The following is a 21,267-nucleotide window of genomic DNA, read 5'->3' on the forward strand; positions in this document are numbered from 1 at the left end:
ATGGTGCGGGCCGATTGCGTTATGCGAATGGCCATCGTCAGCGTGGCCGTGTCATATCCGCTTCTCGCGGCAGCGTCACGTCGTTTCGAAGGCGCGAGTGTGGCGGCCTCATTGCAACTTCGTTTTTTCCGTTGCGAAGGATTCAGCGTTGGCAGGTTATCGCGACGTATTCGTTGCAGCCATTGTGCCGGCAGGAGCTTGTGGATCCCGGAATCGAATCCGTCATCTCGTCAGGCCGTACGCGCTTGTAAGCGATGGCCTGTGCAAAATCGCGCGCCCGGCAGTAGGAATGCGCGGCATGAGCGCCGCAGCTTTCGCCCTCGGCAAGGCATTGGTCGATGCCGTATCCGTCGGCCTGGTTGGCAACGATGAAAATGCGACTGTCCGCCCAGGCGGAAGCGGCAAAGAGAGCCGCGCCTGCCAGAATGCCGGGAAAAACCCGAGCCACCGGAAAAATATGCATTGATGTGCCGGAAAAGAAGGAGAGCGACGCAGCAGGGTTGCCGCGACGAATGCCGGCGATTTCACGGCAAAATAAGGCGTTTATGGGGCGAGGACTTGACGCTATATCCCGGCTGCTCCATGTTCGCCGGAATGAACGGTCTCCTCGCCATTTGTGGCATTTGCCGCGAGATTACGGCCTAGCGATTCGCTGGCTGCTGCCGTCTTTATCTCACCATGAGATCACCCGGCGTCCGGCCAGCGAGCGGAACGGATTTGCATCCCGCTGTCAGCGGCAGCGACCTCGGAACGGATTCCATGGAACTGCGCCTTTACGATACCCTGACCAGGCGGAAGCGTGTCTTCACGCCGATCGATCCGTCGAACGTGCGGATGTATGTCTGCGGTCCGACGGTCTATGACTTTGCCCATATCGGCAATGCGCGGCCTGTCATCGTGTTCGACGTGCTGTTCCGGCTGCTGCGGCATCTCTACGGCGCGGACCACGTCACCTACGTCCGCAACATCACCGACGTCGATGACAAGATCAACGACCGCGCGGCGCGCGATTTTCCCGATCTTCCGCTGAACGAGGCGATCCGCAAGGTCACCGAAAAGACCGCCGCGCAGTTTCAGGCCGATGTCGCTGCGCTCGGCTGCCTGCCGCCGACGCACCAGCCGCGCGCCACCGAGTTCGTGTTGCCGCGCGCTGACGGCAAGACCGACATGGTGACGTTTATCAGCCAGCTCATCACGCGCGGCCATGCCTATGAGGCGGGCGGCGAGGTGCTTTTCGACGTGCGGTCGATGCCGGACTACGGCGCGCTGTCGGGCCGCAGGCTGGAAGAACAGAAGGCCGGCGCGCGGGTCGCGGTGGATGCGCACAAGAGGAACCCGGCCGATTTTGTGTTGTGGAAATTGTCATCCGAGAACGAGCCGGGCTGGGACAGCCCATGGGGCAGGGGACGCCCCGGCTGGCACATCGAATGCTCGGCGATGAGCGCGGCCTATCTCGGCGAGGTTTTCGATATTCACGGCGGCGGCCTCGACCTGATCTTCCCGCACCATGAAAACGAGATCGCGCAGTCGCGCTGCGCCCACGGCTCGTACGCGATGGCGAACTACTGGATGCACAACGGCTTCCTGCAGGTCGAAGGCGAGAAGATGTCGAAGAGCCTCGGGAATTTTGTGACGATCAATGAACTGTTGACCACGGAAAAGTTCGGCGGACGGAAGTGGCCGGGCGAGGTGCTGCGGCTGAATATGTTGCGCACCCATTATCGCCAACCGATCGATTGGACGATCAAAGCTTTGGAAGAGAGTGAAACTATTCTCCGCCGCGTCTGCGGGCGAATAAAACAGTTTGAATATGCCCGTCGCGGGATGCCGACGAAAGAGCGATCGGTTCAATTGAACCTTCCACCAGAAATATTGGAGGCGCTCGTTGATGATCTTAACACTCCGCTGATGCTTTCGAGAATTGGAGAGCTGAGCTACGATGACGCCTTCGACCATGCGCTATTATCTATTGGGATCGACGTGTTGTCATACGCCCGTTGGTTGCGTTCACAAGAACAGCACGCAAGTTCGAATGTCGATGAATTAGTGGTCGCTCGTCTTGAAGCTAGAATGCGAAAAGACTTCAAGGAATCCGACCGCATTCGTGACGAACTCGCCGCCATGGGCGTTGTGCTGAAGGACGGCAAGGACGCAGACGGTAAGCCGGTGACGACTTGGGAGATCGCGCGATGACAAAGTCAACAACCCCTCACCCGGCGTCTCGCTGGCGCTCGCCGCCACCCTCTCCCGCAAGGGGAGAGGGAAAGAAGCAGCTTGCGCGATGAAGGTGCGTGAGGGGTTCAAATCCTTGTCAAGGAGAGGGACGGAGGACGTGGCGCGATGACAGCAGAGCCGCGAGTTTTGCCCTCTCCCCTTGCGGGAGAGGGTGCCGAGCGCCATGGGCGCGAGGCGGGTGAGGGGGCACCTCGAAAAATAACGGCGCGGAGCTTGCGCGCGAGGATGACCGATGCCGAGCGGAAGCTCTGGTTCGCGCTCAAGGACCGGCGCTTTCAAGGACTCAAATTTCGGCGGCAAGTCCCGGTCGGACCTTACATCGCGGATTTTCTCTGCTTCGATCTGCGGCTCGTCGTCGAGGTGGATGGCGGTCAGCACGCGGAATCGCTGCGTGATGCCGATCGGGACCGCTGGTTTGCTGACAATGGCTTTCGCACGCTCCGGTTCTGGAACAATGATGTGCTGTCGAATCTGGAAGGCGTGCTGACCGTAATTTCGGAGGGAGCGACGACCCCTCACCCGGCGTCTCGCTGGCGCTCGCTGCCATCCTCTCCCGCAGGGGGAGAGGGACAGAAGGAGATGTTCTGACGCGATGGGACAATCGCTTCCCAAACCGGCGCTGCGGCCGATGCTGCCCACTGATGTTCCCGTGCTGGCTGCGATCTTCGTCGCCAGCATCGAGGAACTGACCGGCGATGACTACAGCGAGGCGCAGCAGATCGCGTGGGCGGCCGCCGCGGATGATGAGGACAAGTTCGGCGCGCGGCTTGCGGGCCAGTTGACGCTGGTGGCGACGCTTCAGCGTTCGCCGGTCGGCTTTGCTTCGCTCAAAGGCACAGATCACATCGACATGCTTTATGTGCATCCGGGCGCGGTGGACCACGGGGTTGCGACGGCGCTCTGCGATGCGCTCGAGAAGCTTGCCGCCGCACGCGGCGCTGCGGCGCTGACCGTTGAGGCCAGCGATACGGCGGAAGGATTTTTCGCCAGGCGCGGCTACGTCGCGATGCAACGCAATTCGGTGACGATCGGTGATGAGTGGCTGGCCAATACCACGATGAAGAAGACGCTGGCCGCGGGTGGCGCGGCATGAACCGCGAACGTCTCTATCTGTTCGACACCACGCTGCGTGACGGTGCGCAGACCAACGGCGTCGACTTCACCTTGCAGGACAAGCAGGCGATCGCGAAGATGCTGGACGATCTCGGCATCGACTATGTCGAGGGCGGCTATCCCGGCGCCAATCCGACTGATACCGAGTTCTTCTCGCACAAGCCCGCGTTTCGCCATGCGCGTTTCACCGCCTTCGGCATGACGCGGCGTCCCGGACGCTCGGCTTCCAACGATCCTGGACTGGCGGCGCTGATCGAGGCCGAGGCGGATGCGATCTGCTTTGTCGCGAAATCGTCCGCCTATCAGGTCAGGGTCGCGCTCGAAACCACGAAAGACGAAAACCTGGCGTCGATCCGCGACAGCGTGAAGGTGGCCACCGCAGCCGGCCGTGAGGTCATGGTGGACTGCGAGCATTTTTTCGACGGCTACCGGGAGGATCCTGCGTTCGCGCTCGCCTGTGCAATGGCGGCCTACGAGTCCGGCGCGCGGTGGGTGGTGTTGTGCGACACCAACGGCGGCGCCATGCCGGATGAGATCGAGGCGACGGTTCGCGAGGCCGCGAAACACATCCCCGGCGATCATCTCGGCATCCATGCCCACAACGACACCGAGCAGGCGGTCGCCAATTCCCTGGCCGCGGTGCGCGCAGGGGCGCGGCAAATCCAGGGGACCCTGAACGGTCTCGGCGAGCGCTGCGGCAATGCCAATCTCTGCTCGCTGATTCCGACGCTGAAACTGAAGAAGGAATTCGCCGATCTCTTCGACATCGGCGTGACCGAAGATCGGCTTGCGGACCTGACGCAGGTGTCGCGCACGCTTGACAACATGCTCAACCGTGCGCCGAACCGGCACGCGCCCTATGTCGGTGAAAGCGCGTTCGTCACCAAGACCGGCATCCATGCGTCCGCGATCCTCAAGGATCCCGCGACCTACGAGCATGTTTCGCCGGAGTCGGTCGGCAATCGCCGCAAGGTGCTGGTGTCGGATCAGGCCGGCCGGTCGAACGTTCTTGCCGAACTCGAACGCGCCAACATCGCGTTCGACAGGAACGATCCGAAGCTCGGACGGCTGGTGCAGGACATGAAGGAGCGCGAGGCGGCGGGTTACGCCTACGAATCCGCGAACGCGTCATTCGATCTGCTGGCGCGGCGCACGCTTGGCCGGGTGCCCGAGTATTTCGACGTCGAGCATTATGACGTCAATGTCGAACAACGCTACAATTCCCACGGCCTGCGCGTCACCGTCGCGATGGCGGTGGTGAAGGTCAGGGTCGATGGCCAGCCGCTGATTTCGGCCGCCGAAGGCAACGGTCCGGTCAACGCGCTCGATCTTGCCTTGCGCAAGGATCTCGGCAAGTATCAGAAATACATCGATGGGCTGAAGCTGATCGACTACCGCGTGCGTATCCTCAACGGAGGCACCGGCGCGGTGACGCGGGTGCTGCTCGAGAGTGAGGACGAGGAGGGCGAGCGCTGGACCACGATCGGCGTGTCGCCCAATATCATCGATGCGTCGTTTCAGGCCTTGATGGATTCGGTATTTTACAAGCTGGTGAAGTCCGGCGCGCCGGCGTGAAGGGTGGGTCCCGGAGCCGTCATGATCACAGCCGGTCGGCGACGTCGGCCGGCATGTGTTTCGAGTCGACCGTGCCGCTCGCGGCAACGCGAAGTTTCGGCAGAATGTCCTCCACGCGGTCGGCCTGCAGGACATTCACAGCGAGCGTCGGCCGGATGAAGGCGGTGCTCCTCATGTGAGCGAGTAGATCGAGCAGCGGTTCCCAGAAGCCGTCGATATTCGCCAGCATGATCGGCTTGCTGTGCCGCCCGAGTTGCTGCCAGGTGAGCTGTTCGACCAGTTCCTCCAGCGTGCCGACCCCGCCCGGCAGGGCGACGAACGCGTCCGACCGTTCGAACATCAGGCGTTTGCGCTCGTGCATGTCACGGGTGACGATCATCTCCTGAACGCGCGACAGGGCATGTTCGCGCGCGGTCAGGAAATCCGGAATGATGCCGGTGACGGTGCCGCCGTGATCGAGGGTCGAGGTCGCGATGGCGCCCATCAGACCGACCGAGCCGCCGCCATAGACCAGTCCGACGTTGTTCCGGGCAAGAGCTTTCCCGAAATCAACGGCGGCTTCGACGAAGTGGGGATTTGTACCGGGGCCTGAGCCGCAATAGACGCAGACCGTTCTGATGGTGTTCATGAGAATCGATGTGGCACCGTAAAATCACAGCGTCAAGACTCGGCCGTTGCGACAGGGTTAATTTCCCTTCGCCGGCCGGTGCCGTCACTGCAAAAGGAATCGTCGGCTTGGGGTGTACGCGGCACTTAAACGCTCTATATAGAGCCGATCCATGACCTTTATCAGACGACATACGCGGCCGGCGCCGCCGCTTTTCGGTTCGGGCGCGCTCGATGGCTGACGCGGCTGTCCCTCAGGCAACCGCGCCGGCAAAGCCCTCGGATGACCCTACCCGGAACGCGACCCTCGGCAAGGCGCTCCTGCATCTGTGGCCCTACATGTGGCCCGGAGACCGCGCCGACCTGAAGATGCGCGTGGCATGGTCGCTGGTGCTGTTGCTTGCGGCGAAGGTCGCGACCCTGGTCGTTCCCTTCACGTTCAAATGGGCGGTCGATGCGCTGGGCGGCGCGGGGAGCGCGCCCGTACAGCCCGACAACTGGGCGATGTGGCTGATCGTATCGCCGCTCGCGATGACGCTGGCTTACGGCTCCGCCCGCGTGCTGATGGCGTTGCTGACCCAATGGCGCGACGGCACCTTCGCCAAGGTCGCGATGCACGCGGTGCGCAGGCTGGCTTACCGGACGTTCGTCCACATGCACGAGCTGTCGCTGCGTTTTCATCTCGAACGCAAGACCGGCGGGTTGACGCGCGTGCTCGAACGCGGCCGCAACGGCATCGAAGAAATGGTGCGGCTCGTTATCCTTCAGCTCGTTCCGACAGCGGTTGAAGTCGGGCTGCTCACCGCCGTGCTGCTTTGGCAGTTCGATTGGCGCTACGTTCTGGTGACGCTGCTGACCGTCGTGGTCTACATGGCCTTCACCTACAAGGCGACGCAGTGGCGTATCGAGATCCGCCGCCGGATGAACGACTCCGATTCCGACGCCAACACCAAGGCGATCGATTCGCTTCTGAACTACGAGACGGTCAAGTATTTCAGCGCCGAGACGCGTGAAGCGGATCGCTATGACCGCTCAATGGAGCGCTTCGAGACCGCAAGCGTGCAGACCTATACGTCGCTGGCGGTGCTGAATGCGGGGCAGGCGGTGATCTACACTGCCGGCCTGACGACGGTCATGATCATGTGCGCGGTCGGGGTCCGGAACGGGACCCACACCGTCGGCGATTTCGTCATGGTCAACGCCATGATGATCCAACTCTACCAGCCGCTCAATCTCATGGGCATGGTCTATCGCGAGATCAAGCAGGCGATCATCGATATCGAGAAGATGTTCTCCGTGCTGACCCGCCGCGCCGAGGTCCAGGATCGTGCTGGTGCGCAGCCGCTGCGCGTCGAGAGCGGGTCGGTGAAGTTTGAGGATGTGCGGTTTGCCTATGATGCGGATCGCCCGATCCTCAAGGGCCTGACTTTCGATGTGCCGGCGGGAAAGACGGTGGCCATCGTCGGCCCTTCGGGAGCCGGGAAATCGACGCTGTCGCGGCTGCTGTTCCGCCTTTATGACGTCTCCAGCGGCCGCATCCTGATCGACGGTCAGGATATCCGCGATGTGACGCAGGAGTCATTGCGAGCGGCGATCGGGATGGTGCCGCAGGACACCGTGCTGTTCAACGATACCATCCGCTACAACATCAGTTATGGCCGCTGGGATGCGACCGACGAGGAGGTCGAGGCGGCTGCCCGGACGGCGCAGATCGACGGCTTCATCAGGATGTCGCCTAAAGGCTATGAGACGGAGGTCGGCGAGCGCGGGTTGAAATTGTCCGGCGGCGAGAAGCAGCGCGTGGCGATCGCGCGTACCGTGCTGAAGGCACCCCCCATCCTCGTGCTGGACGAGGCGACGTCGGCGCTCGACAGCCACACCGAGCATGAAATCCAGGAGGCACTCGAACGGGTCTCGCGCAACCGGACGTCGCTGGTGATCGCGCACCGGCTCTCCACCATTGTGGGCGCTGACGAAATCATCGTGCTCGATCAGGGCCGGATCGCCGAACGGGGCACACATGCCGAACTGCTGGCGGCGGGCGGCCTTTATGCGAGCATGTGGAACAGGCAACGAGAGGCCGAGGAAGCGCGGGAGAGACTTGCGCTGATCGGGGATGAAGAGGGCGCCCCGAATCGCGCCCCTCCGCCTGTGGACGATCCCCTGGTGGCGCCAACCGGCGCGGCAGGGTAGAATGGGTCCAAGGTGACCCTCCCGAATCAGGCATTGAATCCATACGATGCCGATCGAGGGTCGTGTCGTATTTTCATAAGTCACCTTCACCTCAGGCTCATTCGCATATCATCAGGTGCTCATGCCCATAGATCGACAGACTCTCCTCTCCATCGCGAAATCCGTTCGCTCCGGTGCAAGATCCGTGCGAGCGCAGATTTCGCCGATTCATCCGAAGGGGTATCCCTTCGTCGGTGGCTTCGCATTGGCCACCATCATCCTGTTCTGGATCTGGAGCCCGCTGGGCTGGATCGGAACGCTGCTGACAATCTGGTGCGCGCTGTTCTTCCGCAATCCCGCCCGTGTGACGCCAATCCGGGAGGGGCTTGTCGTCGCGCCGGCGGATGGACGGATATCGATGATCGCACCGGTTGTGCCGCCCGCCGAACTCGAGCTTGGCGAGCTGCCGATGGTGCGTATTTCGATTTTCATGAGTGTGTTCAATTGTCACGTCAATCGCAGCCCGGTGGCGGGGCGGATCGAACGAATCGTCTATCGCCCCGGCAAGTTCATCAATGCCGAACTCGACAAGGCGAGCGAGGACAACGAGCGTAACGCGCTCGTCATATCGACGCCAAACAATGGCCTGGTTGGCGTGGTTCAGATCGCCGGCCTGATCGCGCGCCGTATCGTGACCTTCGTGCATGACGGGCAGACGGTCGAGGCCGGCGAACGCTTCGGGCTGATCCGGTTCGGCTCGCGGCTCGATGTCTTTCTTCCGGAAGGGACGCAGGTGCTGGTGTCCGAGGGACAGACCGCGGTCGCCGGCGAGACGGTGCTGGCTGATTTTCAGCAGACAGACGGGCGGACTTTCCGTAGTAGTTAAGCACTCCCGGTTTGTCGGGGACGCCGAGATGATGGCGGCCCCGGCAAGCCTTCCCGTATAGGGCCATATAGGAGACGCGCCGACGCCATACGATCCCAAAGCGCCCGAGTTGCGCCGCCGCCGGTTTCGTCCGATTCCGGTGCGGATGCTGGTGCCGAATTTCATCACGCTGCTTGCGATCTGCGCGGGATTGACGGCGATCCGCCTCTCCACCGAGGGGCGGATGGAGCTCGCGGTGGCGGCCATCGTATTCGCGGCCGTGCTCGACGGGCTCGACGGGCGGGTCGCCCGGATGATCAAGGGTCAGTCGAAGTTCGGCGCCGAACTCGACAGTCTCGCGGACTTCGTCAATTTCGGCGTTGCGCCCGGTCTGATCCTCTACTTCTGGCAGTTGCACGACCTCAGCAATGTGGGCTGGATCGCGGCGATGATATTCGCGATCAGCGGCGGTCTGCGCCTCGCCCGCTTCAATGCGACCATGAACGACGAGAACAAGCCGGCCTTCGCCGCGAATTTCTTCACCGGCGTTCCCGCGCCGGCAGGTGCGATCGCGGTGCTGTTGCCGATCTATCTCTCGTTTCTGGGCATACCACAGCCACCTGCGGTCCTGACGGCGCTCTATACGCTGTTGATTGCAATTCTCATGGTTTCCCGGCTGCCGGTCTTTTCCGGCAAAACGGTGGGGATGCGCGTGCAGCCGGAACTCGTGCTGCCGGTCTTCGTGGCGGTGGTCTTCGTCATCGCGCTCCTGATCAGCTATCCCTGGGTCGTCCTCTCCTTCGGCTCGATCATTTTCCTGCTGAGCCTTCCGATCGGCTGGAAATCCTATCGCGATCAGGATCTCAAGGCCGCCGTTCAGGAGACGTTCCCGGATGCGGCGTCATCGGCGGAAGCCGATCCTCCCGCGTCGTCAGCCGCCGCCGAGGCAGCGCCGCCGTCCATTCGGATCCGGCAGCGCAAGCAGGACAACCGGCCCACCCGTCCGCATTGAGAACTGTGCGGAAGCAGCCTGTGGCGTTTCGGGCATGGCGCGTCCTCGCGTTACGACCCTGCCACGCGATGCCGGTTCGCGTGAAGAACACGCGTTAAATCAAGATCATAGAGCCTAAAGTCCTTCACCGTTTCATGGAAACGGTGAAGGACTTTACCTTTATGTTTTGACGCGTTTTCTTAACGCGAACCGGATTTCATCCTCTAGTCAAACCTGGGGACATGCTTCGCTCGAAAACGCCATGGCTTCTGATCATTCAGAAGCGGATTACTCTGGCGCATCGGCAGCAGCTTCTCTTCCGGTAACCGGTCTTTAATGGCGCGAAAGCTAGGGTGACGATGCGTGACTCAGAATGGTCGCGCCGCCGCCCAGGATGGCCGGTCGAGTATGCGTGGAGTTCATCATGGATATCATGACCGGTGCCGGGCTTGCTTTCGGCATGATCGTAATTGCCATGATGGTCTTTATGGGCGGCGATCTGCACATGTTCGTCAGCGAACATGCCATGATCATCATTTTCGGCGGCTCGATCGCCGCGACGATGATCCGCTTTCCGCTCGGCGCGATTTTGCATGGTCTGCCGCTTGGCGCCAAGTATGCCTTCACCATGAGCCGGCTGTCGGCGCGCGACCTTGTCGATGAACTGGCGCGGATCGCCGAGATCTCGCGCAAGCAGGGACCGGTCGGCCTGGAGAAAGTCGAAACCAGCGAGCCGTTCCTCGCCAAGGGAATCCGTTTCGTCGCGGACGGCTACGATCTCGAATTCATCCGGGATAATCTCGAGCGCGATCGCGACAATTTTCTCATGCACCTCGACGAGGGGAGCAAGATCTACCGCGCGATCGGCGATTGTGCGCCGGCGTTCGGCATGATCGGCACCCTGATTGGCATGGTGCAGATGTTCGCCAACATGACCGATCCTTCCAAGCTGGGACCGTTCATGGCGACGGCGCTGCTCGCGACGCTTTACGGCGCGCTCGTCGCCAACCTGTTCTGCCTGCCGATCGCGGACAAGCTCCACGGCAAGCTGCTGGACGAGGAGACCAATCGCACCCTGATCATCGACGGCATCCTGATGATCCGGGATTCGAGGAGCCCGGCTTTGGTGCGGGAAATGCTGCTGGCCTATCTGCCGGAAAAGCATCGCCACGAAGAAGGCGAGCCGGTTCCAGCGTGACCTGACGGCCAGAGCATTTTCCACCTAAGTGGAATCCGGTTAGCCACAAGAAATGCTCAATCAATAACTTGCGCGTATTCTGATCGCGAAAACCGATATCCACTTTTGCGGAATACGCGCCAGTCGGGAAACCAGCGATGGCCAAAAAGAAGCGAGGCGATGCGCACGGCGGAGGTCACGGCTGGTTTGTCACGTTCGCGGATCTGATGGGCCTGATGATGAGCTTCTTCGTGATGCTCGTCGCGTTCTCCACGATGGATAATCAGAAGCTCAAGATCGTTGCGGGCTCGATGCGCGATGCCTTCGGCTCCCAGACCGAGGTGCGATATTCCGGCATCGTCGAATCGGACGGCCTGCCGACGCGGCCCAAGCTGAAAAACGCAGCGCACGTTCCGCCGGATGAAACTTCCACGAACCCGACCCCCGATGAACAGGAGCGTTTCAAGATCGCGGGCGCTCGCCTCAAGACCGATCGCGAGTTCGCGCTTGCGTCGGCGTCGCTGCGGCAGGCGTTGCAGGACATGCCGGAGCTGACAGAGCTTTCCAAGCACATCATGTTCGAGGAAACCAGGGAGGGCCTCAACCTGGAAATCGTCGACCAGGACGGCCGCTCCATGTTCGCGGAAGGGTCAAAAGAACCTTATGAGCGGACGCGGATGTTGATCAGGCGGCTTGCGGCTCCGCTCAAGGCGACGCCGTTCCGGATCTCGGTCACCGGCCATACCGCTTCGAACTTCATGGCGATGCGCAGCGACTATGACGGCTTCGACCTGTCGGCGGACCGCGCCAACGTTGTTCGCCAGATCCTTGAGCGGGAGGGGGTGCCGGCTGGTCATATCTTCGCGGTATCGGGCAAGTCGGACAGCATGCCGTTGTTTCCCGACGATCCGTCACTGGCGGCGAACCGGCGCGTGACCATCACCTTGATGCGCGAAGCGCCTCCGCTGCCGCCGAATTTGAAGCCTTAACCGCCAACTGTATTCCTATACCGGAATCGGGTGGCCAGCCGGGCAGGCCGGGTGCGGGCTGTCAATACCATTCGATGATTGACGGGCGGGTAGCTTGTGCGCGATAGCCCCGGATCAAAATCATCATCAGAGCATTGGCACGACACCATGGCCGTCAGCGATCCCACTGCCGAAGGCAAAGGCGAAGCCCCGGCAAAGACGAGCGGCTTTTGGGCGTTGACGCTCGGAAGCGTCGGCGTGGTTTTCGGCGATATCGGAACCTCGCCCTTGTATGCGTTCCGCGAGGCGGTCGATCACGCCGCTCAAGAGGGAGCGGTAACGCCTGCGATCGTGCTCGGCGTGCTGTCGCTGATCCTGTGGTCGCTCTTTATCGTCGTGACGGCGAAATACGTTCTCCTGCTGCTGCGGGCCGACAACAACGGGGAGGGCGGAACGCTGTCGCTGATGGCGCTCGGGCAGCGGGCGCTGGGGCGGCGAAGCCTGCTTCTGCTGGCGCTCGGCGTGGTCGGCGCCTCGATGTTCATCGGCGATTCCATGATTACGCCGGCGATCTCGGTGTTGTCGGCCGTCGAGGGATTGAAACTCGCCGCGCCGGGGCTCCAGGATTATGTCGTTCCACTGACGCTGGTGATCCTGATCATGCTGTTCGCGGTCCAGAGCCGCGGCACCGCGCGGGTCGCTTCGGCGTTTGCTCCGGTGATGGCGCTGTGGTTCGTGACGATTGCGGTTCTCGGCGTGCTGCACATCCACGAGGATCCGCATGTGCTGCTGGCGGTGAATCCCTGGTACGCCATCCACTTCCTGCTCAACCACGGACTGCTCGGCCTCGTCATTATGGGCCTGGTCTTTCTGTCGGTGACGGGCGGCGAGGCGCTGTACGCCGATCTCGGACACTTTGGCCGCAAGCCGATTCAGGTGGCCTGGTTCTGTCTCGTGCTGCCGTCGCTGTTGCTGAATTATTTCGGACAGGGAGCGCTGATCCTCGCCCACCCCGAAGCGATCGAAAACACTTTCTACCGTCTGGCGCCCGCGCCGCTGATCCTGCCGCTGGTTATCCTGGCGACCGCCGCCACGGTCATCGCAAGCCAGGCGGTCATCACAGGCGCCTATTCGCTGATCCGGCAGGCAGTACAGCTCGGCCTGCTGCCGCGTTTCGAGGTTCGCTACACATCCGAGACCCATGCCGGTCAGATCTACCTGCCGCGCGTCAATCTGCTGTTGCTGATCGGCGTGCTGCTGCTGGTGCTGTTGTTCCGCACGTCCAGCGGCCTCGCTTCCGCCTACGGAATCGCCGTCTCCACCACGATGGTCGCTGACGGCATCATGGGCTTTGTCGTTGTCCGGAAGCTGTGGAACTGGCACCCGGCGACTGCGGCGGCGCTGGTCGTCCCGCTTGTCGTTGTCGACATGATGTTTTTCAGCGCCAATCTGCTCAAGCTGTTTGACGGGGCCTGGGTGCCGCTTCTGTTCGGCATCGCCATGGTGGTGCTGATATGGACATGGCGGCGCGGCGTGGCGATCCTCATCAAGAAAACAAGGCGCACCGAGGTGCCGCTTCTGGATCTCATTCAGAGTCTTGAGAAACGCCCCCCGCATATCGTCAAGGGCACGGCGGTGTTCCTGACCAGCGATCCCAACTTCGTGCCCACGGCGCTTCTGCACAACCTGAAGCACAACAAGGTGCTTCACGAACACAACGTCATCCTGACGATCGAAACCGCGCAAACGCCCCGGGTCGATCCCGCCGAGCGCGTGCGCATGGAAAACATCAGCGAAAAATTCTCAACCGTCAGCCTCCGCTTCGGATTCATGGAATCGCCGAATGTTCCGAAGGCGCTGGCCATCGCGCGCAAGCTGGGCTGGCAGTTCGATATTATGTCGACCTCGTTTTTTGTTTCCCGCCGGTCATTGAAGGCGTCCGCGCAGTCGGGAATGCCTGCGTGGCAGGACAAGCTGTTCATTGCGCTGAGCCGGTCGGCCAACGATGCGATCGACTATTTTCAGATTCCGACCGGCCGCGTTGTCGAGGTCGGGACGCAGGTCATCATCTAGAGCGTTTTCGAGCGAGGTGGGGTACCGGTTCGCGTGAAGAAAACGCGTCAAAAACAATAATCTAGAGCCTCGCTTCTGATTTAATCAGAAGCGAACATGCTCTAGACAAGCCATCATTTGGAACCATGGGTGCTTGATTTTATCGTCGCAAGGGGCGACCTTTCGCGTCCGAAGAAGCGGCGATACTGGCAGTGCGCCGGGTGCGAGCGTCCGAAGGCAAAAGCGCGAGGAGGTCACGTTGGCGAATCTGAATTTTGTCGTTCACGATCTGACGCCGGAAGATGTCTCGAAAGGCATCACCGACGGACGCTATCTGCTGGTTGACGTTCGCGAGCCGAACGAGATTGCGGCGGAGGCCTTTCCGGACGCGGCGGCTGTCGCCCTTTCGACGTTCGACCTTACGGCGATCCCCGACCCGCAAGGCAAGCAGGTGGTGTTTGCGTGCCGCTCCGGCAAGCGCTCGGTGAGCGCGTCGCTGGCGGCGCAGGCTGCCGGCCTGCCTTACGACAAGCATCTCGACGGCGGAATTTTGGGATGGAAGGCGGCAGGATTGCCGACGCGATCCGGCGGCTGAGAGTTGGCGCTCTCGATGAACAAGGTCTTCGCGGACCTGCCGGTGACCATTTTCGAGACCATGTCGCAGCTTGCGCGCGACCACGACGCCATCAATCTCGGGCAGGGCTTTCCCGATGATCCCGGCCCGGAGGATATCCGGCGCGCGGCCGCGGACGCTGTTCTCGACGGTTATAATCAATACCCGTCGATGATGGGTATTCCGGAGTTGCGGCAGGCCATCGCCGCTCACTACCGTCACTGGCACGGCCTTGCGGTCGATCCGGCGAGCGAGGTGATGGTCACCTCCGGCGGCACGGAAGCGCTGACCAGCGCCATTCTCGCCACGGTCGAGCCGGGCGACGAGGTCGTCGTCTTCCAGCCGTTCTACGACTCCTATCTTCCGATCATCAGGCAGGCCGGGGGCGTTCCGCGTCTGGTTCGCTTGGAGCCGCCGCACTGGGGGCTGACGGAAGACGCGCTGCGCGACGCCTTCACCCCCAGGACCAGGGCCGTGCTGTTCAACAATCCGCTCAATCCGGCCGCGGTGGTTTATGCGCGCGATGATCTGGAGTTGCTGGCGCGGTTCTGCCAGGAGTTCGATGCGGTCGCGATCTGCGACGAGGTCTGGGAGCACGTTGTTTTCGACGGCCGCGAGCATATTCCGCTGATCACCATTCCTGGCATGCGGGAGCGCACCATCAAGATCGGATCGGCCGGAAAGATATTCTCGCTGACGGGCTGGAAGGTCGGCTTTGTCTGCGCTTCGCCGCCGCTATTGCGCGTTACCGCGAAAGTGCATCAGTTTCTCACCTTCACAACGCCCCCCAATCTTCAGACCGCGGTCGCCCGTGGCCTTGCAAAGCCGGACGCTTATTTCTTCGAGATGCGCCGCGATCTGGCGCGACGCCGCGACCGCCTGACCCGCGGCCTCGAAGACATCGGGTTTCCGGTGTTACCCTCGCAAGGAACCTATTTCCTGACCGTCGATCTCGCGCCGCTTGGGCTCAATCAAACCGATCACGCGTTTTGCAGGCGCATCGTCGCGGACCACAAGGTCGCGGCGATTCCGGTCTCGGCGTTCTACGAAAAGGACGCGGTCACCTCGATCGTGCGCTTCTGCTTCGCGAAGAAGGACGCCACGCTCGACGCCGCGCTAGAACGCTTGTCCGACGCCGTGCGCAGGTGCAGGCGATGATTCCGAACCGGTCCTTGTGGCTCCGGGTTGCCGTGGCGCTGGCGTTGGGTTCGGGCGCGGTGTTGTCGCCGCGTGCCGAGGCCGCCGAGCGCGTCGTCAATTTTTTCAACTGGTCGAACTACATCGCGCCTGGCGTGCTCGAGGCCTTTACCGAGGAAACCGGAATCAAGGTAGTCTACGACACCTTTGATGCCAACGAGACGCTCGAAACGCGGCTGCTTGCCGGCAAGTCCGGTTACGATGTCGTGGTGCCGACCGCATATTTTCTTCAGCGTCAGATCGGCGCGAACATCTTTCGGAAACTCGACAAGTCGAAGTTGCCGAATCTGGTCAACGCATGGCCCATGGTGACCGAGAGACTCGCAACCTATGATCCCGGCAATCAGTATGCCGTGAACTATATGTGGGGCACGACCGGCATCGGCTACAATGTCAAAGCGGTGCAGCGCATTCTCGGATCCGACGGCAGGATCGATAGTTGGGATGTCATCTTCGATCCGGACAAGCTCGCGAAGTTCAAGGACTGCGGCGTTCAGATGCTTGATTCCGCGGATGATATCCTGCCTGCCGCGCTCAACTTTCTCGGCCTCGATCCAAACTCGACGGAAAAGAACGATCTGGAAAAGGCGGCGGCTCTTGTCGGCAGGATCAGGCCGTATGTCCGCAAGTTTCATTCTTCGGAATATCTGAACGGCCTTGCCACCGGAGAGATCTGTCTCGTCGTCGGCTGGTCCGGCGATATCAAGCAGGCCCAAAGCCGCGCGGCGGAGAGCCGTAACGGTGTCGAGATCGGTTATGCGATTCCGAAAGAGGGCGCGCAGATGTTCTTCGACAACCTGGCCATTCTCCTGGATGCGAGGAATGTCGCCGAGGCCTATGAGTTGATCAACTATCTCTATCGGCCAGACGTTGCGGCGAAGAATTCGGACTTCCTGTCCTATGCCAGCGGCAATCTGGCCAGCCAGAAGCTGATCGATCCGGAATCCTTCAATGACAAGACGATCTATCCGGACGAAGCCGTGATGAAGCGGCTGTTCATCATCACCGCGCGCGATCTCGCGACGCAACGTTCGATCAACCGGCTCTGGACACGCATAAAGACCGGACGGTGACGGGCCGGAGAATATCCCGGAGCAGAGCGTTTTCAAGCGAAGTGGACGCCGGTTTGCGTGAAGAAAATGCGACAAATAAAATCATGGAGCCTGCTTCTGATTCCATCAGAAGCGGAAAGGATCTAGAGCATGATCCGTTCAAGTTGAATCGGACCATGCTCTAGAAATTATTGTCTGGTCGCATTTTCTTGCGGCGAACCGGTATCCACTTCGCCGGAGAATGCTCTAGCGCCAGCGGCGGTGCAGCCACAGCCATTGATCGGGGTATTCGCGGATCCAGCCTTCGATCACCGAAGTGATGATCTGCATTGTTCCCTGCACGTCGATCCCGCCGTTTGCATCCCGCGCCGGCGTGATCTCTTCCGACAGTTCGGCACGGAAGCGATGGTTCGGCAGGCGGATAATCCGCACGCCATGGATCGGACATTCGATCTGCCGCAAAAGACGCGCCAGCGTCGGATTGGCCTTGGTCTTGCGCCCGAAGAATGTGACGTCGACGCCGTTGGTGAGATACTGGTCCACCAGCATGGCGACGTGCTGGCCGTTCTGCAGCGCTTGCGCCAATCGGAGCGGAGCATCGCGACCCGCGGGGATCAGCGTGCCCATATTGACGGAGCGCAACTGTTTGATTGCGCGGTCGGCCGATGCGATGTTCGGCCGCCGATACAGAATCGCCGCGTCGAGCCCGTGCGCGACGGCGGCAACCGCTGGCAGCTCCCAGTTGCCGATGTGGCTTGCGAAGATCAGCGCCGGCTTGCCGTCCAGCCGCAGCTTGTGGAACAACTCGCGCGTGCGTTCCCCGATTTCGATGCGGCCTTCTTCGGGGCGAGCCGGATCATGATCCCATACATGATCGAGATGGGCGAATTCCGCGCCGATGCGTCCCAGATTGTCCCATACCCCCGTCAGAATCTTCTCGATTTCGTCCGGCGTCTTTTCGGGAAATGCGGCCGAGAGGTTCGCGCGACCGATCTTCTGTTCGCGCAGCATCGGTCCGATCTTTTGCGTGATGCGGCCGAACAGATTCGCGGTCTTGACCGGATCGAAGCGGCGCGTCGCGCGCAACAGGGCGATCGTCAATGCGCCGATGGCGGCCGCGCCGGCGGGTTTGACCGTATCGCGCAGTCCGGCTCTGGTTCGAAGCAGGAGGCGGCGCATCAGGGGACGACGATCCCGCTGGAGGCAGGCCGGTATCCCGCATGGGTCAGCGGGTCGGCACATCGTGCGCGCATCGGCTGCACCGGCCGCTATACCGGTTCGCGCGTCAGGATCAGCGACGCATTCTGGCCGCCGAAACCAAACGAGTTCGACATCACCATGGTGACGCGCGCATCGCGGGCCGTGTTGGGAACGACATCGAACGGGATCGCCGGATCCGGGACATCATAGTTGATGGTCGGCGGAATGCGCTGATGCTCGAGCGTCAACAGCGAGAACACCGCTTCGACGGCTCCAGCCGCCGAGAGGGTATGTCCGACCATCGATTTGTTGGACGAGACCGGGATCTGCCTGGCGCGCTCGCCGAACACGCTGGAGATGCCGAGATATTCCATCTTGTCGTTTTCCGGAGTGCCGGTGCCGTGCGCGTTGATGTAGTCGATCTGCTCGGTGGTCACACCCGCGTCCGCCAGCGCGTTGCGGACGCATCCGATGATCGGTTTGCCGTCAGGGCTTGAACGCGTGCGGTGGAAGGAATCGGCAAGCTCGCCGCATCCCGCCATGATGCCCAGGATTTTCGCGCCTCGCGCGGCCGCCGCCTCATAGCTTTCGAGCACCAGCGCACCCGCGCCTTCGGCCATCACGAAGCCGTCGCGGTTCTTGGAGAAAGGTCGCGCGGCGGCGTGGGGAGGGTCGTTCTGGGTCGAAAGCGCCGACAGCAGCGAGAACCGGATCAGCGCTTCGGGATTCACCGAACCGTCGGTCGCGACGCACAGCGCCGCATCGGCCTCGCCGCGGCGGATCGCTTCGACGCCGAGCTGGATTGCGGTTGTGCCTGATGCGCACGCCGTCGAGAGCGAGATGGGTGAACCCTTGGTGCCGAAGGTTTCGGCGAGATGGTCCGCGACCGAGCCGAACAGGAAGCGGCGATGATATTGCTTGTACCTGCCGCCGCCGCTGACGCGTAGCATCTGGTCGTAGTCGATATCGACATCGGTGCCGATGTCGCGGCCGAGTTCCTGCCGCTGCGGCCATTCAAGCTCGACCGGGGCGACCGCGAGAAACAGGGGGCCTGGAAAATCACCGGCCCGCCCGATCCCCGCCTGCGCGACGGCTTCCTCGGTCGCGATGTCGGCCAGGCGCTCCGAAAGATCGGTCGACGAGAACGGCTCGATCGGGATGAAATCGACAGCGCCGGCCACCGTGGTTCTCAGGCCTTCGGTCGGAAACCGCGTGATCGTCCTGATGCCGGATTCGCCCGCGCAAAGCCTGGCCCAGTTATCCGTCTTGCCGGCGCCGAGCGAGGTCACGACGCCCATGCCGGTCACCACGACGACGGGCCGGCCGGATTTGTCGCGCATTGCGGTCATGGTGCCCCGTCCCCCGTCATCGTCTGATTCAGCTATTGAATCAGGCTCTGACCTTATCCTTTCTGTTGAGCATGATCTTATCCGAAAACCGGTTCCCACTTTTCGGGATCATGCTCTAGTCCGGTTAGTTGATCGCTTCAACCAGCGCCATGCCTTCGCCGCGCCAGTGTCCGGCCCCGATCACGACAATCCGGGCCGGAGGCGTCGTCATATCAATCGCCTGTTCCGATGTATCGGCGGACGCGAACAGCGCGCCTCGCGACAACGAAAGCGCGGCAACCGCCAAACCGAGCGGAAACTGCGCCTCCATGGTGTGACCGAACATCGTTCCCGTCGCGCGAACCGGGATGTCCGGATGAGCGCGAAGGAATGCGCGTTCTTCCGAGGTGGCCGGCTCCGCGCCGGTGGCCCCCGTGACGATCGCGGTGCCCTCCGTGCTGTTGCCGAGCCTGGACCACAATGATTCCAGCGTCGATGTGATATCGCCGGAACGTTTTCGCCGCGCATGGTCCGCGACCACGTTGGTCAGGCGCGCGAACGGCTTCGCGCCGCGGGCCTCCGCATGGGCGCGAGACTCGATCACCAGAAAGGCGCCGCCGGATCCGAGCGCGAAGCCGCTGTTCTGCTCGCGTGCCCAGACCGGCGCGTACTTTTCTTTCAGGTTGAAGTCGCCGAATTCGTAAAGCAGGAGCAAATCCTTGCGTTCGCCGTTGTGGGCGGCGCCGACCAAAGCGATGTCGCTCTGACCGGCTGCGATCCGCGCGAGTGCGATGCGCACCGCGTCGACGCCGGAAGCCTCCTCGCCCATGAATGTGCGCGAAGAACCCGTCACGCCGTGAACGATGGCGATGTTGCCGGCGAGCAGGTTGGACAATTGCGCCAGGAACAGTGTCGGCCGCAGGTCGCTCATCAGCCGTTCGTTGAGATAGCCGGGCGCGGCGTTGCCTTTTGTCTCCGCGTTCAGGACTCCGGCGTCGACGACAAGGTCGCGCTCGCCGCCGCCTGCGGCGACGATCATGTCCATCCGCGACAGGATATCCGTGTTGCCTTTGACCCCGGCGGAATCGAGCGCCAGTCCCGCCGCGTATGTTCCGATCCGCTGCCAGGCTTCCATCTGGCGCTGGTCGCCCCGTTTTGGAATCTGGGCGTCGAAGTTGATCGGAGCCAGCGGGTGAACGACGTAGGGCGCGAAGCTCTTCTCGTCGGCGTTGATGCGCCGATGACTGAGCGCTTCCCAATGGGCGTCCAGACCTTCGCCGAGCGAGGTGGCGAGTCCGATCCCGGTGATCCAGGTTTCGATCGGCGCTGAGGGCGGTGCTGTCTCAGCCATGAGCAAACATCTGTTGTGGGAACCCGATGCGCCTGGCCATGGTCTCCATGTGGCCGCGCAGGTCGTCGTTGGGGAAAGGCACCTGACGGAACGTCAGCGTCGCATTGCATTTCGCCTTTCCGCCGACGCTGACTTTCGCCTCGGTGATGGTGAAACCGGAGCCTTCGTGAAGGACGGCGGCCTCGATCGTCAGCAATTCGCCGGGTGTAACGAAAGTCCTCATCTTGGCTTCCTTGACGGCTGCCAGAAAGGGCATCCGCTCGAACCTGGTCAGGGCGATCAACAGCCAGCCGGAGGCTTGCGCCATCGACTCAATGAGAAGCACGCCGGGCATCAGAGGATGTCCCGGGAAATGCCCCTCGAAGATCGTGCTTTCCTGGGGGACCTGCGCTTCGACGGTGATTGATCGCTGTTCCGTTCTGAGGTCGGCGATGCGGTCGATCAAATGGAAATATTCGAGATGCATGGCCGCGTGATTACGCGTCCTTGGCGGCGACCAACTCGTCGATGCGCGCGCTGAGGTTTTTCAGGACGAAGTATTGTTCGGTGGTGGCCTTGCCGTCGTTGACTTCCTGGGTCCACTTCTCCAGCGGGAGCTTGATCCCGAAGGCCTTGTCGATCGCAAAGGCAATATCGAGGAAATCCAGACTGTCGATTCCCAAATCATCAATGGCATGGCTCTCGGGCGTAATCGTATCGCGCGGGATGTCGCAGGTTTCCGCAATAATGGTGGCGACCCGATCGAATGTGGAAGACATCACTAAGCCTTTGA

Annotated in this window: 20 protein-coding genes; 13 read left to right on the forward strand and 7 right to left on the reverse strand. The window is 61.8% G+C overall.

Annotated features, from left to right (window positions below; genetic code table 11):
• Window positions 1-142 precede the first annotated feature (142 nt).
• Complete coding sequence (locus tag ACMYR2_RS07490; RefSeq protein ID WP_347263292.1) at window positions 143-463, reverse strand: hypothetical protein; 321 nt, start codon at window positions 461-463, stop codon at window positions 143-145.
• A gap of 296 nt (window positions 464-759) precedes the next feature.
• Between ACMYR2_RS07490 and cysS the strand changes: the two genes are divergently transcribed.
• The 4 genes from cysS to cimA all read left to right on the forward strand — a co-directional run bounded on the left by cysS (window position 760) and on the right by cimA (window position 4,923).
• Entirely contained in the window at window positions 760-2,193 is a 1,434-nt protein-coding gene (gene cysS / locus ACMYR2_RS07495) for a cysteine--tRNA ligase (RefSeq protein ID WP_347263293.1), read from the forward strand.
• Window positions 2,194-2,340: 147 nt separating this feature from the next.
• Window positions 2,341-2,823, forward strand: coding sequence for an endonuclease domain-containing protein (locus ACMYR2_RS07500; RefSeq protein ID WP_347263294.1), 483 nt, complete (start codon window positions 2,341-2,343; stop codon window positions 2,821-2,823).
• A 4-nt stretch (window positions 2,824-2,827) separates the two neighbouring features.
• Window positions 2,828-3,328, forward strand: a complete 501-nt coding sequence (locus tag ACMYR2_RS07505) for a GNAT family N-acetyltransferase (protein WP_347263295.1) — start codon at window positions 2,828-2,830, stop codon at window positions 3,326-3,328.
• Window positions 3,325-4,923, forward strand: coding sequence for a citramalate synthase (cimA, locus tag ACMYR2_RS07510; protein WP_347263296.1), 1,599 nt, complete (start codon window positions 3,325-3,327; stop codon window positions 4,921-4,923). The genes ACMYR2_RS07505 and cimA overlap by 4 nt, the downstream gene beginning before the upstream one ends.
• 25 nt (window positions 4,924-4,948) lie before the next feature.
• Here cimA and ACMYR2_RS07515 read toward each other — a convergent pair whose 3' ends face one another.
• The gene (locus ACMYR2_RS07515) at window positions 4,949-5,551 is read right to left on the reverse strand and encodes a TIGR00730 family Rossman fold protein (RefSeq protein ID WP_347263297.1); all 603 of its coding nucleotides are present in this window, start codon (window positions 5,549-5,551) and stop codon (window positions 4,949-4,951) included.
• Window positions 5,552-5,763: 212 nt separating this feature from the next.
• Here ACMYR2_RS07515 and ACMYR2_RS07520 point away from each other — a divergent pair, with 212 nt between their 5' ends.
• The 9 genes from ACMYR2_RS07520 to ACMYR2_RS07560 all read left to right on the forward strand — a co-directional run bounded on the left by ACMYR2_RS07520 (window position 5,764) and on the right by ACMYR2_RS07560 (window position 16,637).
• Window positions 5,764-7,722, forward strand: coding sequence for an ABC transporter ATP-binding protein/permease (locus ACMYR2_RS07520; RefSeq protein ID WP_347263298.1), 1,959 nt, complete (start codon window positions 5,764-5,766; stop codon window positions 7,720-7,722).
• A gap of 121 nt (window positions 7,723-7,843) precedes the next feature.
• Complete coding sequence (locus tag ACMYR2_RS07525) at window positions 7,844-8,587, forward strand: phosphatidylserine decarboxylase (RefSeq protein ID WP_347263299.1); 744 nt, start codon at window positions 7,844-7,846, stop codon at window positions 8,585-8,587.
• Between the two features lie 109 nt (window positions 8,588-8,696).
• Window positions 8,697-9,578: a CDP-diacylglycerol--serine O-phosphatidyltransferase gene (gene pssA, locus ACMYR2_RS07530; protein WP_416193942.1), complete on the forward strand. Its 882-nt coding sequence runs from the start codon at window positions 8,697-8,699 to the stop codon at window positions 9,576-9,578.
• A 403-nt stretch (window positions 9,579-9,981) separates the two neighbouring features.
• The gene (locus tag ACMYR2_RS07535) at window positions 9,982-10,755 is read left to right on the forward strand and encodes a motility protein A (RefSeq protein ID WP_416193943.1); all 774 of its coding nucleotides are present in this window, start codon (window positions 9,982-9,984) and stop codon (window positions 10,753-10,755) included.
• 137 nt (window positions 10,756-10,892) lie between these two features.
• On the forward strand, window positions 10,893-11,723 hold the full coding sequence (locus tag ACMYR2_RS07540; RefSeq protein WP_347264331.1) for a flagellar motor protein MotB: 831 nt from the start codon (window positions 10,893-10,895) through the stop codon (window positions 11,721-11,723).
• 147 nt (window positions 11,724-11,870) lie between these two features.
• Window positions 11,871-13,775, forward strand: a complete 1,905-nt coding sequence (locus ACMYR2_RS07545) for a potassium transporter Kup (protein WP_347264332.1) — start codon at window positions 11,871-11,873, stop codon at window positions 13,773-13,775.
• A 238-nt stretch (window positions 13,776-14,013) separates the two neighbouring features.
• Window positions 14,014-14,349 (forward strand): rhodanese-like domain-containing protein, encoded by a 336-nt coding sequence (locus ACMYR2_RS07550; protein ID WP_347264333.1) that lies wholly within the window; start codon window positions 14,014-14,016, stop codon window positions 14,347-14,349.
• 15 nt (window positions 14,350-14,364) lie between these two features.
• Window positions 14,365-15,525 carry an aminotransferase gene (locus tag ACMYR2_RS07555; protein WP_347264334.1) on the forward strand — a complete coding sequence of 387 codons (1,161 nt, stop codon included), beginning with the start codon at window positions 14,365-14,367 and terminating at the stop codon, window positions 15,523-15,525.
• The gene (locus ACMYR2_RS07560) at window positions 15,522-16,637 is read left to right on the forward strand and encodes a polyamine ABC transporter substrate-binding protein (RefSeq protein WP_416193944.1); all 1,116 of its coding nucleotides are present in this window, start codon (window positions 15,522-15,524) and stop codon (window positions 16,635-16,637) included. The genes ACMYR2_RS07555 and ACMYR2_RS07560 overlap by 4 nt, the downstream gene beginning before the upstream one ends.
• A gap of 225 nt (window positions 16,638-16,862) precedes the next feature.
• Here ACMYR2_RS07560 and ACMYR2_RS07565 read toward each other — a convergent pair whose 3' ends face one another.
• The 5 genes from ACMYR2_RS07565 to ACMYR2_RS07585 all read right to left on the reverse strand — a co-directional run bounded on the left by ACMYR2_RS07565 (window position 16,863) and on the right by ACMYR2_RS07585 (window position 21,253).
• On the reverse strand, window positions 16,863-17,795 hold the full coding sequence (locus ACMYR2_RS07565) for a lipid A biosynthesis lauroyl acyltransferase (protein WP_347264336.1): 933 nt from the start codon (window positions 17,793-17,795) through the stop codon (window positions 16,863-16,865).
• Window positions 17,796-17,884: 89 nt separating this feature from the next.
• Window positions 17,885-19,165 carry a beta-ketoacyl-ACP synthase gene (locus tag ACMYR2_RS07570; RefSeq protein ID WP_347264337.1) on the reverse strand — a complete coding sequence of 427 codons (1,281 nt, stop codon included), beginning with the start codon at window positions 19,163-19,165 and terminating at the stop codon, window positions 17,885-17,887.
• 124 nt (window positions 19,166-19,289) lie between these two features.
• The gene (locus tag ACMYR2_RS07575; protein WP_347264338.1) at window positions 19,290-20,495 is read right to left on the reverse strand and encodes a beta-ketoacyl-ACP synthase; all 1,206 of its coding nucleotides are present in this window, start codon (window positions 20,493-20,495) and stop codon (window positions 19,290-19,292) included.
• Window positions 20,488-20,961, reverse strand: coding sequence for a 3-hydroxyacyl-ACP dehydratase FabZ family protein (locus ACMYR2_RS07580; protein ID WP_347264339.1), 474 nt, complete (start codon window positions 20,959-20,961; stop codon window positions 20,488-20,490). Before ACMYR2_RS07580 ends, ACMYR2_RS07575 begins: the two co-directional genes overlap by 8 nt.
• 10 nt (window positions 20,962-20,971) lie before the next feature.
• Window positions 20,972-21,253, reverse strand: a complete 282-nt coding sequence (locus ACMYR2_RS07585; RefSeq protein ID WP_009797418.1) for an acyl carrier protein — start codon at window positions 21,251-21,253, stop codon at window positions 20,972-20,974.
• Window positions 21,254-21,267 lie beyond the last annotated feature (14 nt).

Source organism: Nitrobacter sp. TKz-YC01, assembly GCF_047824785.1.
Classification (GTDB): domain Bacteria; phylum Pseudomonadota; class Alphaproteobacteria; order Rhizobiales; family Xanthobacteraceae; genus Nitrobacter.

Coding starts and splice junctions, on each gene's coding strand:
- ACMYR2_RS07490 (WP_347263292.1), bottom strand. CDS start 463: ATGCATATTTTTCCGGTGGCTCGGGTTTTTCCCGGCATTCTGGCAGGC.
- cysS (WP_347263293.1), top strand. CDS start 760: ATGGAACTGCGCCTTTACGATACCCTGACCAGGCGGAAGCGTGTCTTC.
- ACMYR2_RS07500 (WP_347263294.1), top strand. CDS start 2,341: ATGACAGCAGAGCCGCGAGTTTTGCCCTCTCCCCTTGCGGGAGAGGGT.
- ACMYR2_RS07505 (WP_347263295.1), top strand. CDS start 2,828: ATGGGACAATCGCTTCCCAAACCGGCGCTGCGGCCGATGCTGCCCACT.
- cimA (WP_347263296.1), top strand. CDS start 3,325: ATGAACCGCGAACGTCTCTATCTGTTCGACACCACGCTGCGTGACGGT.
- ACMYR2_RS07515 (WP_347263297.1), bottom strand. CDS start 5,551: ATGAACACCATCAGAACGGTCTGCGTCTATTGCGGCTCAGGCCCCGGT.
- ACMYR2_RS07520 (WP_347263298.1), top strand. CDS start 5,764: ATGGCTGACGCGGCTGTCCCTCAGGCAACCGCGCCGGCAAAGCCCTCG.
- ACMYR2_RS07525 (WP_347263299.1), top strand. CDS start 7,844: ATGCCCATAGATCGACAGACTCTCCTCTCCATCGCGAAATCCGTTCGC.
- ACMYR2_RS07535 (WP_416193943.1), top strand. CDS start 9,982: ATGGATATCATGACCGGTGCCGGGCTTGCTTTCGGCATGATCGTAATT.
- ACMYR2_RS07540 (WP_347264331.1), top strand. CDS start 10,893: ATGGCCAAAAAGAAGCGAGGCGATGCGCACGGCGGAGGTCACGGCTGG.
- ACMYR2_RS07545 (WP_347264332.1), top strand. CDS start 11,871: ATGGCCGTCAGCGATCCCACTGCCGAAGGCAAAGGCGAAGCCCCGGCA.
- ACMYR2_RS07555 (WP_347264334.1), top strand. CDS start 14,365: ATGAACAAGGTCTTCGCGGACCTGCCGGTGACCATTTTCGAGACCATG.
- ACMYR2_RS07560 (WP_416193944.1), top strand. CDS start 15,522: ATGATTCCGAACCGGTCCTTGTGGCTCCGGGTTGCCGTGGCGCTGGCG.
- ACMYR2_RS07565 (WP_347264336.1), bottom strand. CDS start 17,795: ATGCGCCGCCTCCTGCTTCGAACCAGAGCCGGACTGCGCGATACGGTC.
- ACMYR2_RS07570 (WP_347264337.1), bottom strand. CDS start 19,165: ATGACCGCAATGCGCGACAAATCCGGCCGGCCCGTCGTCGTGGTGACC.
- ACMYR2_RS07575 (WP_347264338.1), bottom strand. CDS start 20,495: ATGGCTGAGACAGCACCGCCCTCAGCGCCGATCGAAACCTGGATCACC.
- ACMYR2_RS07580 (WP_347264339.1), bottom strand. CDS start 20,961: ATGCATCTCGAATATTTCCATTTGATCGACCGCATCGCCGACCTCAGA.
- ACMYR2_RS07585 (WP_009797418.1), bottom strand. CDS start 21,253: ATGTCTTCCACATTCGATCGGGTCGCCACCATTATTGCGGAAACCTGC.